15 protein-coding genes are annotated in these 17,373 nt (G+C 65.7%); 11 read left to right on the forward strand and 4 right to left on the reverse strand.

Going from position 1 to position 17,373, the window contains the following annotated elements; all coding sequences use genetic code 11:
* Positions 1-10: 10 nt before the first annotated feature.
* Positions 11-2,842: a phosphoenolpyruvate carboxylase gene (ppc, locus tag ACFOPI_RS15335; protein WP_382175470.1), complete on the reverse strand. Its 2,832-nt coding sequence runs from the start codon at positions 2,840-2,842 to the stop codon at positions 11-13.
* A gap of 147 nt (positions 2,843-2,989) precedes the next feature.
* On the opposite strand from ppc, the gene hemC reads away from it, so the two are divergent.
* Genes hemC through ACFOPI_RS15355 form a run of 4 tightly spaced genes read left to right on the forward strand, consistent with a single transcriptional unit; the run spans position 2,990 to position 7,241 of the window.
* Complete coding sequence (gene hemC / locus ACFOPI_RS15340) at positions 2,990-3,946, forward strand: hydroxymethylbilane synthase (protein ID WP_382177186.1); 957 nt, start codon at positions 2,990-2,992, stop codon at positions 3,944-3,946.
* 3 nt (positions 3,947-3,949) lie between these two features.
* The gene (locus ACFOPI_RS15345) at positions 3,950-4,795 is read left to right on the forward strand and encodes a uroporphyrinogen-III synthase (RefSeq protein ID WP_382175472.1); all 846 of its coding nucleotides are present in this window, start codon (positions 3,950-3,952) and stop codon (positions 4,793-4,795) included.
* A complete protein-coding gene (locus ACFOPI_RS15350; protein ID WP_382175474.1) occupies positions 4,792-5,928 on the forward strand; it encodes a uroporphyrinogen-III C-methyltransferase in 1,137 nt (378 codons plus the stop codon). Before ACFOPI_RS15345 ends, ACFOPI_RS15350 begins: the two co-directional genes overlap by 4 nt.
* Complete coding sequence (locus tag ACFOPI_RS15355; RefSeq protein WP_382175477.1) at positions 5,928-7,241, forward strand: heme biosynthesis protein HemY; 1,314 nt, start codon at positions 5,928-5,930, stop codon at positions 7,239-7,241. The genes ACFOPI_RS15350 and ACFOPI_RS15355 overlap by 1 nt, the downstream gene beginning before the upstream one ends.
* Before the next feature lie 103 nt (positions 7,242-7,344).
* On the opposite strand, the gene ACFOPI_RS15360 is transcribed toward ACFOPI_RS15355, so the two are convergent.
* Positions 7,345-10,254, reverse strand: a complete 2,910-nt coding sequence (locus ACFOPI_RS15360; RefSeq protein ID WP_382175480.1) for an Rne/Rng family ribonuclease — start codon at positions 10,252-10,254, stop codon at positions 7,345-7,347.
* A 631-nt stretch (positions 10,255-10,885) separates the two neighbouring features.
* On the opposite strand from ACFOPI_RS15360, the gene ACFOPI_RS15365 reads away from it, so the two are divergent.
* The 6 genes from ACFOPI_RS15365 (at position 10,886) to galU (ending at position 15,299) form a co-directional block, all read left to right on the forward strand.
* On the forward strand, positions 10,886-11,872 hold the full coding sequence (locus ACFOPI_RS15365; protein WP_382175483.1) for an RluA family pseudouridine synthase: 987 nt from the start codon (positions 10,886-10,888) through the stop codon (positions 11,870-11,872).
* A gap of 76 nt (positions 11,873-11,948) precedes the next feature.
* Positions 11,949-12,257 (forward strand): H-NS histone family protein, encoded by a 309-nt coding sequence (locus tag ACFOPI_RS15370; protein ID WP_382175485.1) that lies wholly within the window; start codon positions 11,949-11,951, stop codon positions 12,255-12,257.
* 89 nt (positions 12,258-12,346) lie between these two features.
* A complete protein-coding gene (locus tag ACFOPI_RS15375) occupies positions 12,347-13,006 on the forward strand; it encodes an HAD family hydrolase (protein WP_382175488.1) in 660 nt (219 codons plus the stop codon).
* A 9-nt stretch (positions 13,007-13,015) separates the two neighbouring features.
* Entirely contained in the window at positions 13,016-13,390 is a 375-nt protein-coding gene (locus ACFOPI_RS15380; protein ID WP_382175491.1) for a Rieske (2Fe-2S) protein, read from the forward strand.
* Between the two features lie 11 nt (positions 13,391-13,401).
* The gene (locus tag ACFOPI_RS15385) at positions 13,402-14,385 is read left to right on the forward strand and encodes a S49 family peptidase (RefSeq protein WP_382175494.1); all 984 of its coding nucleotides are present in this window, start codon (positions 13,402-13,404) and stop codon (positions 14,383-14,385) included.
* A gap of 26 nt (positions 14,386-14,411) precedes the next feature.
* Entirely contained in the window at positions 14,412-15,299 is an 888-nt protein-coding gene (galU, locus tag ACFOPI_RS15390; RefSeq protein WP_382177189.1) for a UTP--glucose-1-phosphate uridylyltransferase GalU, read from the forward strand.
* 12 nt (positions 15,300-15,311) lie between these two features.
* Here galU and ACFOPI_RS15395 read toward each other — a convergent pair whose 3' ends face one another.
* Positions 15,312-16,109, reverse strand: coding sequence for an SAM-dependent methyltransferase (locus ACFOPI_RS15395; protein WP_382175497.1), 798 nt, complete (start codon positions 16,107-16,109; stop codon positions 15,312-15,314).
* Entirely contained in the window at positions 16,106-16,720 is a 615-nt protein-coding gene (locus ACFOPI_RS15400) for a Maf family protein (protein WP_382175499.1), read from the reverse strand. The genes ACFOPI_RS15395 and ACFOPI_RS15400 overlap by 4 nt, the downstream gene beginning before the upstream one ends.
* A 47-nt stretch (positions 16,721-16,767) precedes the next feature.
* On the opposite strand from ACFOPI_RS15400, the gene ACFOPI_RS15405 reads away from it, so the two are divergent.
* Entirely contained in the window at positions 16,768-17,322 is a 555-nt protein-coding gene (locus ACFOPI_RS15405) for a YceD family protein (RefSeq protein WP_382175502.1), read from the forward strand.
* Positions 17,323-17,373: the final 51 nt, after the last annotated feature.

Here is a 17,373-nt window from a genome sequence, read left to right on the forward strand (position 1 = left end):
GGGGATGGCCTCAGCCGGTGTTGCGCAGACCGGCCGCAATGCCGTTGATCGAGAGGTGGATGCCGCGGCGCACCTTTTCGTCCTCGTTGTCCAGATCGCCCGAGCGGTGGCGTTGCACCAGTTCGACCTGCAGGTGGTGCAGCGGGTCGATGTACGGGAAGCGGTGGCGCACCGAGCGCTGCAGGGCCTCGTTGTTGGCCAGGCGCTGCTTCTCGCCGGTGATCAGGGTCAGGGCTTCGGCTGTGCGGTGCCATTCGGCCTCAATCGCATCGAACACCTTCTTGCGCAGCTTCTTGTCCTCGACCAGTTCTGCGTAGCGGGTGGCCAGGGCCAGGTCGCTCTTGGCCATCACCATGTCCATGTTGGACAGCAGGGTGCTGAAGAAGGGCCACTGCCTGAACATCTTCTGCAGCAGTTCCTTGCGCTGGGCCAGCCCCTTGGCGCCGCCGCCTTTGAGAAAAGTCTGGACCGCCGAACCGAAGCCGTACCAGCCGGGCAGCGTCAGACGGCACTGGCCCCAGCTGAAGCCCCAGGGGATGGCCCGCAGGTCTTCGATCTTCTGTGTGGCCTTGCGCGAGGCCGGGCGCGAGCCGATGTTGAGTTCGGCGATTTCGCGGATCGGCGTGGCAGCGAAGAAGTACTCGGGGAAGCGCGGCGTGTCGTAGACCAGGGCGCGGTAGGCCTTCATGCTGGCGGTGGACAGCTCTGCGGCGGCGTCCAGGAAGGCCTTGGGCGCGTTGCGCGTGGGCTGCAGCAGCGTGGCCTCCAGCGTGGCGGCGACCAGGGTCTCGAGGTTGCGCCGGCCGATCTCGGGGTTGGCGTACTTCGAGCCGATGACCTCGCCCTGTTCGGTCAGACGGATCTGGCCGCGCACCGTGCCCGGTGGCTGCGCCAGGATGGCCTGGTAGCTCGGACCGCCGCCACGGCCCACAGTGCCGCCGCGGCCGTGGAACATGCGCAGACCGATGGTCTTCTCGGCACCCTCGTTAAGGTGGTCGAACAGTTCGACGAGTGCGATCTCGGCGCGGTAGAGCTCCCAGTTGCTGGTGAAGATGCCACCGTCCTTGTTGCTGTCGGAGTAGCCCAGCATGATGTCCTGCTCGCCATAGCCGTCGGCCGCGCCGCGCAGCACCATCTCGCGCACGCCGGGCAGGGCGTAGTAGTCGCGCATGATGGGGGCGGCGTTGCGCAGGTCCTCGATGGTCTCGAACAGCGGCACGACAATCAGTTCGGCCACGGCGTTCTCCGACAGCAGGCCGTGGACCAGTCCCACCTCTTTCTGCAGCACCAGCACTTCGAGCAGGTCGCTGACCGTTTCGGTGTGGCTGATGATGGCGTGGCGGATTGCCGCGTTGCCGTAGCGCTGCCGTGCCACACGGGCCGTCTCGAAGATGGCCAGCTCGCTCTGCGCGTGGGCCGAGTAGTCGGCGCCGGGCACCCGCAGTGGCCGCGCGTCGTTGAGCTGTTTCAGCAGCAGGTCGCGTTTGGCGTTTTCGTCGAGGGCGCTGTAGTCCGGCTCGATGCGGGCCGTGGCCAGGAGCTCGGCCACCACCTCTTCGTGTTTGTCGGAACTCTGGCGCAGGTCCACCGTGGCGAGGTGAAAGCCGAACACTTCCACCGCGCGGATCAGCGGACGCAGACGGCCACGCACCAGGTGGGCGCCATGGTGCGCCAGCAGCGACGCCTCAATGGTGCGGAGGTCGGCCAGCAGCTCCTCGGGGCCGCTGTAGGGGTCCTGCGGCGCGACTGCATGCCGTGCCGCTTCGCCGCCGGTGAGCGCCTGCAGGGTGGCGGCCAGACGGGCGTACATGCCGGTGAGGGCGCGGCGGTAGGGCTCGTCCTGGCGGTGGGCGTTGCGGTCGGGCGAGCGCTCGGCCAGCGCCTGCATCGCAGGCGAGACCTGCGTGAGGATGGCCGAGACCGAGAGCTCGGCGCCGAGCAGGTGGATCTGGGTCAGGTGGTGGCGCAGCACCATCTCGCACTGGCTGCGCAGGGCGAGGTCCAGTGTGGGTGCGGTGACGTTGGGGTTGCCGTCGCGGTCGCCGCCGATCCACTGGCCCATGCGCAGGAAGGGCGCAAGCCCTTCGGCCGCGGCGTCGCCCAGTCCTTCTTCCAGCTCGCGGTACAGGCGCGGGATCTCGCTCAGGAACGTGGCCTGGTAGTAGCTCAGCGCGTTCTCGATCTCGTCGGCCACGGTGAGCTTGGTGTAGCGCAGCAGGCGGGTCTGCCACAGCTGGGTGACGCGGGCGCGCAGCTGCAACTCGTTGTCGGCCAGTTCGCGCGGCAGCAGGTGGTCGCGCTCGGCCAGCAGGCGGGCGATGTCGCGCTCGGCGTCCAAGATGCTCTTGCGCTGCACCTCAGTAGGGTGGGCGGTCAGCACAGGAGAGATGTGCGCTTCGGCCAGGCTCTGCACGATCTGAGCAGGCGCGATGCCAGCCTTGTGCAGGCGTTGCAGCGTCATGGCCAGGCTGCCGGGCTGCACATCGCCCGCGCGCTCGTGGATGGCGCGGCGGCGGATGTGGTGGCGGTCTTCGGCCAGGTTGGCCAGGTGGCTGAAGTAGGTGAAGGCGCGGATCACGCTCACTGTCTGCTGGCCTGAGAGTCCCTTGAGCAGCTTCTTGAGCGTCTTGTCGGCCGACTCGTCGGCGTGCCGGCGAAACGCCACCGAGAGCTGGCGGATCAGCTCGATCAGCTCGAACATGGCCTTACCCTCCTGCTCGCGGATCACATCGCCCAGGATGCGGCCCAGCAGGCGGATGTCTTCGACCAGGGGCAGGTCCTTGTCGGCGCCTGCACGGCTGCGGGGTGACGGGGCGGCTTTGCGGGCGGGGGAGGGGCTCATGCGGGGTGGCGGCGACGGGAGGCCGAGAGGGGTTGTGCTGAAATTTTGGGCAGGGGCATGCTAGCATCCAAAGCCACCCTGGGCGTTACCAACAAGGTACAAAACGCCGCTTCCAGCCTGATCTTTTTTTGATTTCGCACCGTGTCCATTTCAAACCCGCCCGCTTCGCTTGACCTCACGATTGCCACGCGGGAGAGCCGTCTGGCACTGTGGCAGGCCGAGCACGTGAAGGCCCTCTTGCAATCTTTGGGCCATCGCGTGACGCTGCTGGGCATGACGACCCAGGGCGACCAGATTTTGGACCGCAGCCTGTCCAAGGTAGGGGGCAAGGGTCTGTTCGTGAAGGAGCTGGAAGTGGCGCTGGAGGAGCGGCGGGCCGACATCGCGGTGCACTCGCTCAAGGACGTGCCGATGGACCTGCCACCGGGCTTCGCGCTGGCCTGCGTGATGGAGCGGGAAGACCCGCGCGATGCCTGGGTATCTGCATCCTGCGCGTCATTGGCCGATCTGCCCGAGAACGGGGTGGTCGGTACGTCCAGCCTGCGTCGTCTGGTGTTGCTGCGCGAGGCGCTCGACCGTCTGGGTCGGCAGGACGTGCGCATCGAGCCGCTGCGCGGCAACCTCGATACACGCCTGCGCAAACTCGACGAAGGCCAGTACCACGCGATCGTGCTGGCAGCGGCCGGCCTCAAGCGGCTGGGGCTGTCTTCGCGCATCCGCAGCATCTTCGATCCTGAACAGTCGCTGCCCGCCGCGGGACAGGGTGCGCTGGGCATCGAAATCCGCAGCGACCGCACCGATCTGATGCAGGCCCTCGCTCCATTGGTGCACATGCCCACCTGGTTGCGTGTGGCGGCCGAGCGCACGGTCTCCCGCGCCATGGGCGGCAGTTGTTCGATGCCGCTGGCCGCGTACGCCCGTTGGGACGCGGAGGCGCCGCAGACCCTGTGCCTGGATGCCGCCTGGGGCGATCCAGAGGGGCGGGCCGTGGTGGTGCGGGTGCAGGAGCAGGCGCGCGTCGAGACACTGGATCAGGCGGAAGCCCTGGGACACCGGGTGGCGCGGGCTCTGCGCGCCGGCGGTGCCCGCGCCGCAGGAGGTTGAGTCTTGGCAGGGCACGCGACCGTGCCTCCCCGCTGGTCCCGGGTGATCGTGACGCGGCCTGCGGGCGAAGCCGGTGCCTGGGTGACGGCGTTGCAGGCCCAGGGATGGGAGGCGCACAGCCTGCCTCTGATCGACATCGGTGCGCCGCGCGATCCGCAGGTTCTGGCGTGGCTGCGCGACGCCCAGGCGCACTGGAGCCGATGGGACGCATTCATGTTCGTAAGCACCGCGGCGGTGCAGCACTTTTTCGAGGGTGTGGTTCCTGACGGCGGGGCTCGTCGGGCATGCACCCGGTTCTGGGCACCGGGGCCGGGCACGGCGCGAACGCTCTCGGTGGCCTTGCAGCGTCTCGGCCTAGGGCCCGATCGGATCGACCAGCCGCCGGCCGACGCGCCCCAGTTCGACTCCGAACATCTATGGCCTGTGGTGTCGCCTCAGGCGAGGCCGGGTGCCCGATTGCTGGTGGTGCGGGGCGTGTCCACCTCGGTCGACGGAGCGCTCGTGGGTGGGGCCGAGGGCAGTGGGCGCGAGTGGCTGATGGAACAGTGCCGCGCACGCGGGGCTGTGGTCGAGTCCTGCGCCGCCTATGAACGTCATGCGCCCCGGTGGACTCCGTCTGATCGGGCCTTGGCCGAGCAGGATGCCCTCTGGCTCTTCAGCAGTTCAGAAGCGGTGACCCATCTGCGGACGGCGATGCCGGCGGCCGACTGGTCCCGTGCCGGGGCCTTGTGCACGCACGAGCGGATCGCGGCGGCGGCGCGGGCGTCGGGCTTCGTGCACGTGTTCACCAGTCGTCCGTCGTTGCCCGATGTGTTGGTCGCCCTAGAATCGGTGCGGAGCCCGACATGAGCAACGACACCCCCGAACCTTCCCCCGCTGTGCCGACGCCCGGTCTGCCCGTGGTGACCACCAACACCGGCTCCCCTGTACCCGCCCGGCGCGGCGGCGTCTGGCTGGGCGCGCTGGCGTTGCTGCTGGCGGTGCTGACGCTGATGATGGCCGGCCTGCTGTGGCAGAAGGTGGATTTCACCCAGAAGGAGCTGGCGCGCCGCACCCAGGTCAGCGAAACCCAGTCGTCGGAGACACGAACCGTGGCAGCGCAGGCCGAGGCCCAGGTCAAAGAACTGCAGGCACGCCTGACGGTGGCCGAGGTCCGCCTGTCCGAGGTCAGTCTGCAGCGCTCACAACTCGAAGAGCTGATGCTGGCGCTGTCCCGGTCCCGGGACGACAACCTGGTGCAGGACCTGGAGTCCTCCCTGCGCCTGGCCCAGCAGCAGTCCCAGCTCACCGGCAGCGTGCAGCCGCTGCTCGCGGCCCTGCAGTCGGCCGATGAGCGCATCGCCCGTGCCGCACAGCCCCGCTTGAATCCGGTGCAGCGGGCCATCGCGCGCGACGTGCAGCGCATCCGCAGCACCTCGGTGGCCGATGTGCCTTCTTTGGTCCAACGGCTGGATGAACTGGTGCAGCGGGTGGACCAGTGGCCAGTGCCCAACGACGTCGGCCCTCGTTCCCCGGCGGCACGCAAGACGCCTGGCCCCGGCAGTGCCTCGCTGGCGACCGCAACCGAACCCTCCACGCCCGCAGCCGGCGGCTGGGACCGAGCGGTGCAAACCTGGTCCGGTTTCTGGTCGCGCGTGTGGGAGGAAACGACCCGCAGCGGACGCGAGCTGGTGCGGGTCAGCCGCATCGACCGGCCCGAAGCCGTGCTGCTGGCGCCAGAGCAGGCGTTTTTCCTCCGAGAGAACCTCAAACTGCGGCTGCTCAACGCGCGGCTGGGGCTGCTGGCCCGCCAGATGGACGCGGTGCAGGACGACCTCAAGACCATTGATGCGGCGCTGGCCCGTCACTTCGACACCACCGCGCCCGATGTGGCCGCAGCGCAAGCCGCGGTGACACAGCTGCGCGCCGAACTGGTGGTCACCGAATGGCCACGGCCCGAGGAGAGCCTGGCGGCGCTCGCGGTGGCTGCGGGAGGTCGCTGATGAATGGGCCGCAGCGCCAGCGGGGTGCGATGCGCAATGTCTTCTGGTTGCTGGGTCTGGCCGCACTGGCTGTGGCTCTGGCCCTGCTGACCGGACACAACCAGGCCATGGTGAGCCTGTTCTGGCCACCCTACCGGTTCGACGTCTCGTTCAACTTTGTCCTGTTTTGCCTCGTGGCGGGCTTCGTGCTGCTGTACCTGGCCCTGCGAGCCTTGAGCCTGTTCCGCGAGCTGCCCCGCCAGGCCCAGCGCTGGCGCAGCCAGCAGATGGAGCGGGCGGCGGTGGGCGCGGTGATGGATGCCTTGTCCAACCAGATCGCGGGCCGCTTCGTCCGGGCGCAGGCGGCCGGACTGTCGGCGCTGGAGCAGCTCAACAGCCACCCGGCGGCCCAGTGGCCGCGGCGTGGACAACTCCAGCTGTTGGCCCACCTGCTGGTGGCCGAAGCGGCGCAATCGCTGCAGAACCGCAATACCCGCGACGAGCACCTGCAGGCGGCCCTGCATCCAAAGCTGGCCAAGGAGTCGGCCGAGGCCCGCGAGGGCGCCCTAATGCGGGCGGTTCGCTGGGCGGTCGAAGACCGCGACCTCCAGACGGCCCGCAGCCACCTCGACGAGCTTCCCCAGGGGGCGTCGCGCCGCATCCAGACGCTGCGGCTGAAACTGCGGGTCGCCCGTCTGGGCGGTGCCACCGCCGAGGCACTGGAAACGGCGCGCCTGCTGGCCAAGCACCGCGCCTTTTCGCCAGAGGCCTCTCGCAGCATCGTGCGGGGTCTCGCGCTGGATGCGCTGCGTGAGGCGCACGACCTGGCACAGCTGCAAGCTGTGTGGTCTCGCCTGGATGCGTCCGAGCGCGCCATGCCCGAGCTGATCCTGGCTGCGGTGGAGCGTGCCCACCGGTTGGTGGCCATGGCGCCCGATGAAGACATGGCGGCACAGGCCCACGAACTGACCGGCGGCTGGCTGGAGCCGGTCTGGCAGGGTTTCGCCGCGCTGGACGAGGGTTTGCAGCACAAGCTGGCGCTGGCCATGGAGCCCGGGCTGATGCGGCTGGACGCCACAGGACTGGCACGCCTCGAACAGAGCCAGCGGCAGTGGCCCAACAACGCCTACCTGCAGTACCTCACCGGCCAGGCCTGCCGGCAGCGCCAGCTCTGGGGCAAGGCGTCCCAGTTGCTGGGTCAGGCCAGCCACACCCTGCGCGAGCCATCCCTGCTGCGCCGCACTTGGTGTGCACTGGCGCTGCTGGCGGAGGAGCGACAGGATCAGGCCGGCGCCCAGGCGGCGTGGAAGCGGGCCGCGCTGCTGGGCGATTGAACTGCTGACAGACGGAGCGGCCTGCTGCTTTGCAGCCGCTGGCGCAAAGAAAAAGCCGACCCTCGGGTCGGCTTTTTCTTTTCCAGGAACCAGGGAACTGTGATCAGCGGTTCTCGAACGGGAGGCTCACGTCGCGCAGGTCCTTGCGGGTCTCTACCAGCACCAGCGGGCCTTCATCGACCAACACCACCGGCTTGGGTTCGCGGGGCACATGGATCGGCTTGGGCTCGGCAGCGATGGCGGCCTGTATCTCGGCAACCTTCGCGGCATCCGAGTTGACCCACTCCAGCCCGCTGGCCTTTGCCACGCTGTTCAGGTCGTCCATCGACAACGTGTATGGCACGACCTTGGGCATGCCGGTGGTTGCCACTGTGACCACCGGTGCCGGGGCGGCAGGAGCCATCACTTCGGGGGCCAAGGCCGGCTCGGCCGCCACCACGGGTGCGGGCTCAGCCTGCAACGGGGCCGCGCTGGCGGGCTGGGTGAAGTAGCTGCGCACCGGGCGTTGCTCGTCCTGCTGGTCGGCGGCAGCCACCGAGGCAGCCGGCTCCGCACCTGCGAGGGCTTCTTCCCTGTTCTCACCATCACGCGGTGCTCGCTCGCGGCGGTCACGACCGTAGCGGTCGCGGCTGCGGCGCTCGCGCGGCGCGCGGGGTGCGGTGGCATCACCTTCCGCAGTCTCGGCGGGCGCAGCCTCGGATGGCTCCGAGCTCATCGCGTCCGCGGGGGCAGAGTTGATCAGTGCGGTGTCCAACACGCCTTGCGATGCGTTGTCACCGGCCTCCTGCCCCTGGCGCCGGCGGTTGTCTCCACGGCCACCACGGCGCTCACGACGGGCGCCTTCAGTGGACTCGGATGCTTCGCCCGTCGGCGTGGCGGAGACCTGTCCTTCCAGCGCGGTGCTGTCGGCGGCCTGGTCCTGGCGGTTGTCTCGGCGGTTGTCGCGACGTCCACCATTGCGACCCTGTGCTTCGACGCGCTCGCCCCGCGGCTCGCCGCTTCGGCCTTCGGCGCGGTTGTCCCCACGGCGGCCTTCGCCCGCGCCGCGGCCCTGGACTTCGGTACGTTCACCCCGGTTCTCGCCGCGAGGGGGGCGGTTGCCCTGGCGCTCGCCGCGTTCACCACGGTCGCTGCGACCTTCGCCATTGCGGCCGCCACGACCCCGGCCGTCCCTGGCCGACTTGCCGTCGCCGCGATCGGTCTTCGGCGTTTCTGCGGCCGCCGGCATCGGGGCCGGTGCAGCCGGTGCCGCAGCGGGTGCCACGCCGAACAGGCTCTTGAGCCAGCCGAAGAAGCCCTTTTCGGCGGGGGCGGTGGCGCGTGCCGGTGCAGGCGTGGTCACCACTGCAGGGGCAGCTGCGACCGGTGCGGGTGCAGCCGCCTCGGGCTTGGGCGCAGCCACCGGCGCCGGGCCGTCGGGCAGCACGCCCTTGATCACCGGCTCTTGCTTGTTGGTGCGCTCCTGGCTGCGGCGCGTGAAACTGGCCACATCGTCCACTTCCTCGGCCAGCTTGTAGCTGGAGTCCAAGTTGTCCAGTCGCGGGTCGTCGTGCTTGAGGCGCTCGAGCTTGTAGTTCGGCGTGTCCAGCGACTTGTTGGGCACCAGCAGCACGTTGATGCGCTGCTTGAGCTCGATCTTGGTGATCTCGGTGCGCTTTTCGTTGAGCAGGAAGCTGGCCACTTCGACCGGCACTTGCACCAGCACGGCGGCTGTGCTGTCCTTGAGCGACTCTTCCTGGATCACGCGCAGGATCTGCAGCGCCGAGCTTTCCGTGTCGCGGATGTGGCCGGAGCCGCCGCAGCGCGGGCAAGGGATGGACGAGCCTTCGCTGAGCGTGGGCTTCAGTCGCTGGCGACTCATTTCGAGCAGGCCGAACTTGCTGATGGAGCCGAACTGCACGCGGGCACGGTCCTGGCGCAGCGCATCGCGCAGGCGGTTCTCGACCTCTCGGCGGTTCTTCGACTCTTCCATGTCGATGAAGTCGATCACGATCAGGCCACCCAGGTCGCGCAATCGGGCCTGACGGGCCACCTCGTCGGCGGCTTCCAGGTTGGTGCGGGTCGCGGTTTCCTCGATGTCGCCACCCTTGATGGCGCGCGCCGAGTTCACGTCCACCGCCACCAGTGCCTCGGTCTGGTCGATCACGATGGCGCCGCCGCTGGGCAGTTGCACGATGCGGCTGTAGGCGGTCTCGATCTGGTGTTCGATCTGGAAGCGGCTGAACAGCGGCGCGTCATCGCGGTAGCGCTTCACGCGGTGCCCGTGCTCGGGCATCACGTGGCTCATGAACTGGTGCGCCTGCTCGTAGATGTCATCGGTGTCGATGAGGATTTCGCCGATGTCGCTGTTGAAGTAGTCGCGGATGGCGCGGATCACCAGGCTCGACTCCTGGTAGATCAGGAAGGCGCCCTTTCCACCCTTGGCGGCACCGTCGATGGCGCCCCAGAGCTTGAGCAGGTAGTTCAGATCCCACTGCAGCTCGGCCGCGTCGCGACCGATTCCCGCGGTGCGGGCGATGATGCTCATGCCGTTGGGGTATTCGAGCTGGTCCAGGGCCTGCTTGAGTTCCTGGCGATCCTCGCCCTCGATGCGGCGGCTGACGCCACCACCACGCGGGTTGTTGGGCATCAGCACCACATACCGGCCGGCCAGACTGACAAAGGTGGTCAGCGCCGCGCCCTTGTTGCCGCGTTCTTCTTTCTCGACCTGGACCAGCAGTTCCTGGCCTTCCTTGATCACGTCGTTGATGCGGGCCTGCGAGGGTGAGGCATTGCCCTGGAAGTACTGCTTGGAGATTTCCTTGAACGGCAGGAAACCGTGGCGGTCCTCGCCGTAGTCGACAAAACAGGCTTCAAGCGAAGGCTCGACGCGGGTGACGACGGCCTTGTAGATGTTGCCCTTGCGCTGTTCGCGCCCTTCGATTTCGATTTCGTAGTCGAGCAGTTTCTGCCCGTCCACGATCGCCAGGCGGCGTTCTTCGGCCTGCGTGGCGTTGATCAGCATGCGCTTCATGTTGCGTTTCCTTTTCACTGTCGCTGACAAGGCGCGCGGACGGGCCGCACACCAGGATGCCGTGAGCCAGCGAAAGAACGCGAACGGGAGGAATTGCCGGAGAGCCGTTGACCCGGTGATGTCCCGACTGCATCGGGTGGTCTGTCGGCAGGGGCTGTGCGCACAGCGGCGCGCCAAGGCCCTGCGGCCGGGTCAGGGCGTAGGCGCGTGGATGTGGGTGAGCAGGCGGGGCTTGATGGATGTCGTCGACATGGATCTTGCCGTTTCGGTCACTGTCTTCACTTTGTCCTCGGTCAGCCGCACCAGCCCGCCTGTGGCGTTGCAAGAAGGGCTGACCGATTGGGGTATTCCGTAATCTGGTTCGCTACTCTTTTGTCGGCTCTCCTGCGGCTTCCGTCCGGATCGTTTCCCGCCATAAGGACGTCTGGGACGTCGTGCGCAGGGTGGTTCTAACCGGGTGCCGCAGGTGGCACGGGTCGTCAATCGCATCCGGTTTCAGCTGTGCTGTCCCGGGTCGCTGGACGTGACTGCCTTAAACTCAGGAAAATCAATCACTTACAACGCGCGACTGGCGTGACACATTATAGGGGGCTGCCCCAGATGGTGGCGCAGGTCTGATGGTGTTTTTCCCTTGAATTCTCCAGTTTCTGACGGTCCTGGGGCCGTGCGACATCTCCTTGTGGACGAGGATTCGGCCGGGCAGCGGCTGGACAACTACCTGTTCCGCGAGCTCAAGGGGGTTCCCAAGACCCATATCTACCGGATCATCCGTTCGGGTGAGGTGCGGCGCAACAAAGGCAGAATTTCGGCCGACGACCGGGTGCAGGCCGGAGATGTGCTGCGCATTCCTCCCATCCGGCTGTCCGAGCGTCCGGCCGAAAAGGCGGCGCTGGCGGTGCCCTTGCGTGATTTCCCTGTCATCCATGAAGACGACGCATTTCTGGCACTCGACAAACCAGCAGGTGTGGCTGTGCATGGAGGCAGCGGGGTCAGTTTTGGGGTGATTGAGCAGCTGCGCCGATCGCGTCCAGACGCCCGGTTCCTCGAGTTGGTCCACCGGCTGGATCGTGAAACCAGCGGTCTGCTGTTGATTGCCAAGAAAAAAAGCGCCCTGAAGTCCCTGCAGGATCAGTTCCGCGAGCGTGAAACCGGCAAAACCTATTTGGCCCTGGTTCGGGGGCGTTGGCCATCCAAACTGAAGGTTTTGGACCAGCCGCTGCACAAATATCTGCTGCCCGATGGGGAGCGGCGGGTGCGGGTGGTCGATTCCGCTCATCCCGATGCGATGCGTGCTGTCACTCTCGTGGTGGTGCGCAAGCATCAGCCTGCGCCCTCTGGGCTGGAGGCCGTTTGCCCAGACGGATTGAGTTTGCTGGAAGTCACGATCAAGACCGGGCGTACCCATCAGATTCGTGTCCATCTGTCCCATGCCGGTTATCCAATCGTTGGAGACGACAAGTACGGGGATTTTGAATTCAACCGGCTGTTGGCGAAGGCGGGGTTGCGTCGCATGTTTCTTCATGCCTGGCGATTGCGTCTGACCCATCCCATTTCAGGTCAGTCGATAGAGTTACATTCTGAATTGCCTGCAGAGCTTGGGTCTTGGTCGGGTGCCTGAAAATCCTATTAGAATTTCTGCCGGCATCGTTGGGGTGCCCATAACGCTGAAATTTACCAATATCAAAGGAAACGCAATGGCAACCTATTCTGAACTGATGGCACAGGCGCAGGCGTTGATGAGTCAGGCCGAGCAGGCGCGCAAGAACGAACTGGCCGCTGCGATCGCCGACATCAAAGCGAAGATGAAGGAATACGGCATCACGGTGGCTGATTTGGGAGGTGCAGCGGCTGGCGCCAAAAAGGCGGCCAAGTCGAAGTCCAAGGCCGCCGCCAAGTACCGTGGCCCCAGCGGGGAACTGTGGGCGGGTGGCCCGGGGCGCAAGCCGGAATGGGTGCGTGCGGTGCTGGCTGCGGGCAAGAGCCTTGAGGACTACCGCATTTGAGGGTGAATGAACCCCAGCGCAAACAGGGCACCTGCGGGTGCCTTTTTGTTGGGCTGCAGCAATAATTGACCGCTTTCGACCCCCGTCCCATGCGCCCACGCCAATACGACCTCATTGCCTTCGACTGGGACGGAACCCTGTTCGACTCCACCGCGATCATCGTGCGCTGCATCCAGGCCGCGGTGCGGGATGTGGGCGGGACGGTTCCAAGCGATGCGGCGGCCAGCTACGTGATTGGCATGGGCCTGATGCAGGCCCTCGCCCACGCGGCACCCGATGTGCCTCCGGAGTTGTATCCCCGGCTGGGCGAACGTTACCGCCACCACTACCTGTCTCACCAGCACGACATCAGTCTGTTCGATGGTGTGTTGCCCATGCTGGCATTCCTCAAGGAGCGTCACCACTGGCTGGTTGTGGCGACAGGAAAAAGCCGGCGAGGGCTGGACGAGTCGCTGGAAGCGGTGGAGCTTCGGGGCGTGTTTGATGGCTCTCGCACGGCCGATGAAACCGCCGGCAAGCCCAGCCCACTGATGCTGGAGCAACTGATGCGTGAGTTCGGTGTCGACCCGGCCCGCACCCTGATGGTCGGAGACACGACCCACGATCTGCAGATGGCGGTCAATGCCGGATGTGACAGTGTCGGGGTGAGCTATGGCGCCCACGAACCCGCCGCGTTTGCGTCGTTGTCACCCCGGTTTGTCGCCCACTCGGTCAGAGAGCTGAGCGATTGGCTGAAAGCGCATGCCTGAGGAGTGGTGATGAGCGATTCAGGCGACCTTCATGCTCTGTGCAACAGCCACGAACTGCTGGATGGCGGGCTGGCTGTGCCTTTTGACGTGATGTATGCAGGGCAGACCTGCAGGGCCTTTGCCATCCGGTTCCGGGGTTTGGTCCATGCGTATCTCAACCGTTGCTCTCACGTGGCCATGGAAATGGATTGGCAGCCCGACCGCTTTTTCGATGACAGTGGGCAGTGGTTGCTGTGCTCTACCCACGGTGCCGCCTATGAACCATCCACCGGTGCCTGCAAGGGAGGTCCTTGTCGAGGTGGGCTGGTATCGGTGCCTCTGCAGGAGCGGGAGGGCGTTGTCTACTGGCAGGCACAATATCCATTCGCGCCGCTGGCGTTTTGATCAGGACCACCATGAACCTCGATCCACTGGATAACCCGGTGCCCGCATCGGCACCTTCCCGTCAAGAGGGATCTTGGGAACGGGAGACCCTTGAGAAACTGGTGTTCGAAACGCTGCGCGAACAACGGGCCGCGCGCCGATGGAAGCTGTTTTTCCGGCTGGTCTGGCTGGCGATCATCGGTTCGGTGCTCTGGCTCTGGTTTCAGCAGGCGGAAATGGCCGGGGCCGTGAGTGCACCGCACACCGCACTGATCGAAGTCAAGGGCGAAATCGCATCGGGTGCAGAGGCCAGTGCCGACAACGTGCTGAGCTCGGTGCGGGCGGCGTTCGACGACGAAGGTGCCCAGGCGGTGGTGTTGCTGATCGACTCCCCTGGCGGCAGTCCTGTGCAGGCCGGCATCATCAACGACGAGATCACGCGACTGAAATCCTTGCACCAGAAAAAGGTCTATGCCGTGGTGGAGGAAACCTGTGCCTCAGCGGCCTACTACATCGCAGCAGCGGCCGATGAAATCTATGTCGACAAAGCGAGTCTTGTGGGCAGCATCGGCGTGTTGATGGAAGGCTTCGGGTTTACTGGCCTGATGGACAAGGTGGGGGTGGAGCGTCGCCTGATGGTGGCGGGCCAGAACAAGGCCATGCTCGATCCTTTCAGCCCCCAGGACGAGGCGCAACGGGCATACATACAGTCGATGCTCGGCGAGATCCACGCGCAGTTCATCGAGGTGGTCAAGAAGGGGCGGGGGGCGCGACTCAAGGAAACGCCGGACACGTTCACAGGTTTGGTCTGGAGCGGCCAGCAGGCCGTGCAGCAGGGATTGGCCGATGGCCTGGGCAGCTTGGACTATGTGGCGCGCGAAGTGGTGAAGGCCGAAGACATCGTGGACTACACCCAGCGAGAAAACGTGGGGCTGAGACTCGCTCGCGAGCTCGGGGTGCACATGGGCGAAGGCATTTTTAAGGCCGCGCGCGGTGCAGGTATTGAGCTGAAGTAATTTTTAAACTGAGAGAGGAAATGGCAATGCGTATTCAAAAAGCGGTGTTCCCGGTTGGTGGACTTGGTACCCGGTTTCTGCCGGCCACCAAGGCGATTCCCAAAGAGATGCTGCCGGTGGTGGACAAGCCGCTGATCCAGTATGCGGTTGAAGAGGCTTATGCGGCCGGGATCCGCGAAATGATCTTCATCACCGGGCGTCATAAGCGAGCCATTGGGGACCATTTCGATGCAGCGTTCGAGCTGGAATACGAGCTGGAGCGGGGCAATAAGACCGAGCTGCTCAAGCTGGTGCACGACATCAAGCCTGAGGACATGGATTGCGTTTTTATTCGCCAGCCGCGTCCACTGGGTCTCGGGCATGCGGTGCTTTGTGCGGAGCGGGTGGTCGGCAACGAGCCGTTTGCGGTCCTGTTGGCCGATGACCTGATGCTGGGGGCGCATCAGAACGCGGGCGGGCCGACGGTGCTGCAGCAAATGGTGGAGGCGTACCGATCTCATCCGGGCACGGTGCTGGCGGTGCAGGACGTTCCCAAGGAGGAGACGGGGCGATATGGGGTGGTGGATGTGCGCGGCGCCCACGCCGAGATCGCCGAAGTGTTCGCCATGGTCGAGAAACCGAAACCGGCCGTGGCTCCGTCCACGCTTGCGGTGGCAGGACGCTACATCCTCACTCCTGGTGTGTTCGAGAGCATCCGTCGTCAGCCCCGTGGTGCTGGTGGCGAGATCCAGCTGACCGACGGCATCGCAGCGCTCATCGGATCGGAGAAAGTCTATGCCTTCCGCTACGACGGCAAGCGCTACGACTGTGGCAGCAAGGAGGGCTTCCTTCAGGCCACCATCGACCTGGCACTGGCCAACCCTGATCTGAGTACTGCGGTGCGAGCGCACATGCAGGCTGCGCTGGCCGCCTGACCAATGGGCGCTTCAGCGCCCCAGCAGAAACACCGCTGGCAGATCCAGCGGCAGTTGCCCCGCCAACGCGCCCGATTTCCACTCGCTCAGCAGTGCGCTGCGGGTGCGCTGCTGCGGAAGACCGAGGCCGCTGGAAACCGCCAGGCGGGTATGAGGGTGCAGCGTTTGAAGCAGTGCCTGCAGGAGGGCGGCATTGCGGTAGGGAGTCTCGATCAGGATCTGGGTTTGACCCGATTTAAGTGCGATCGATTCAAGCTCGCGAAGTCGGCGGCCGCGTTCAGCAGGGTCTTGCGGAACATAGCCCACGAAAGAAAACGACTGACCGTTCAATCCGCTGGAAGCCAGCGCGAGCATCAGGGACACGGGGCCCGTCAGGGGGCGGACGTCGATACCCAGCGCATGGGCTGCGCGAACCACCGAACTGCCTGGGTCGGCAATCGCGGGCATCCCCGCTTCACTCACCAGGCCCATGTCGTGTCCTTGCAGGGCGGGACCGAGCAGTGCTCTGGCCTGTGTATCCGCGGTGCTGGCGGGTGCATGGTCCCCTTTCTTGTGGACCAGGCGAGGCAGTTCGGCGATCTGTAGGTTTTGCACGGGGGTGGCAAGGCCGCGTGCGGCGTCCACCCGCTTGAGGAATGCCCTTGCGCTCTTTGCATTCTCGGCAACCCAGTGGACCAGGCGGGCGGCTACCTCAAGGGTCTCGTCTGGCAGCAGCAACTCCAATGGTGCCGGATCTTGCGGGCTGCATCCGAAATCCAGCGGCGTCGGCACCAGAAACAGCGTGCCCTTGGATTGAGCCGGGGCGCTCACAGGATCGACACGCCTGCGGCGCGCAGCATGTGGCAGGTGCGAATCAGCGGCAAGCCGACCAAGGCGCTTGGATCGTCGTTGTCGATCCGGGACAGCAGGGCGATACCCAATCCTTCGCTTTTTGCGCTTCCGGCGCAGTCGTAAGGTTCTTCTGCCCGGAGATAGCGTTCGATTTCCTGGTCGTCGAAGTCGCGGAACACCACTTTCACTGCGGCCAAGTCCAGTTGTTCGAAGCCTGTGGCTGCGCAGACCACGGCGACCGCGGTCTGAAACACCACTGTCTGTCCTCGCATGCGCCTCAGCTGCGCGACTGCCCGGTCGTGAGAGCCTGGCTTGCCCAGTGGTTCACCACCCAGGTCTGCCACCTGATCGCTGCCGATCACCACTGCTTCCGGAAAGCGCCGGGACACCTCCCGGGCCTTGGCCAGCGCAAGTCGCCGGGCCAGGGTCGCAGGCGCCTCGCCAGGCAGCGGTGTTTCGTCAACGTCTGGGCCAGCGGTTTCGAAGGGCACGCGCAGGCGCGACAGGAGCTCCTTGCGATAGCGGGAAGTCGAGCCCAGGATGAGCTTGCGTTGGAGAGGTGTGTGGCTGGGAAAGGGCGATGCGCTCATCGGGCTATTGTCCGCGGCTTTCTGGTGTCATCTTTTACACTGGCTGAATGAAAGTGTCTCCCGACAAGTCCTGGAATCCCCGTCGATTCGATGCCCGAGCCTTCGCCGAGGTGGCGGGGGAGTTGCTAGGCGAAGAGCCGTTGGCCTCCTTTGACCGTCTGTCTGCCGAGCTCCACGCGGACGGCGAGGTCGGTGCACCTGTTCGGTGGGAAGCGCGGGGTGAGAGCCGTCCTGATGCCGCTGGACAGCCGTGTGTCTGGATGCACTTGCGTGCAGCGCTCGATCTGCCCGTAGGGTGTCAGCGATGCCTTGGCCCGGTGGTCGTTCCACTGGAGGTGGACCGCTGGTTCAGGTTTGTGGCCGACGAGCCTACGGCCGAGGCCGAGGATGACCATTGTGATGAGGATGTTCTGGCCCTTGAGCCCAAGCCCGACTTGCTGGCTCTGATCGAAGACGAGCTGCTGATGGCGATGCCCTTGGTGCCGATGCACGACGTGTGTCCGCAGCCTTTGTCGCTGTTGGCTGGGGAGGAACACAAGGACGAGGCTGGGACGGAGGTACATCCCAATCCGTTCGCGGCCCTTGCACGTCTGAAAAAGTGATTGCGGTGGGGTGTTTTGCGCCTGATCCTGTTCAGGCTATAATTCTTGGCT

Origin of the sequence: Hydrogenophaga luteola (assembly GCF_042648585.1) — a bacterium.
Lineage (GTDB): Bacteria > Pseudomonadota > Gammaproteobacteria > Burkholderiales > Burkholderiaceae_C > Hydrogenophaga > Hydrogenophaga luteola.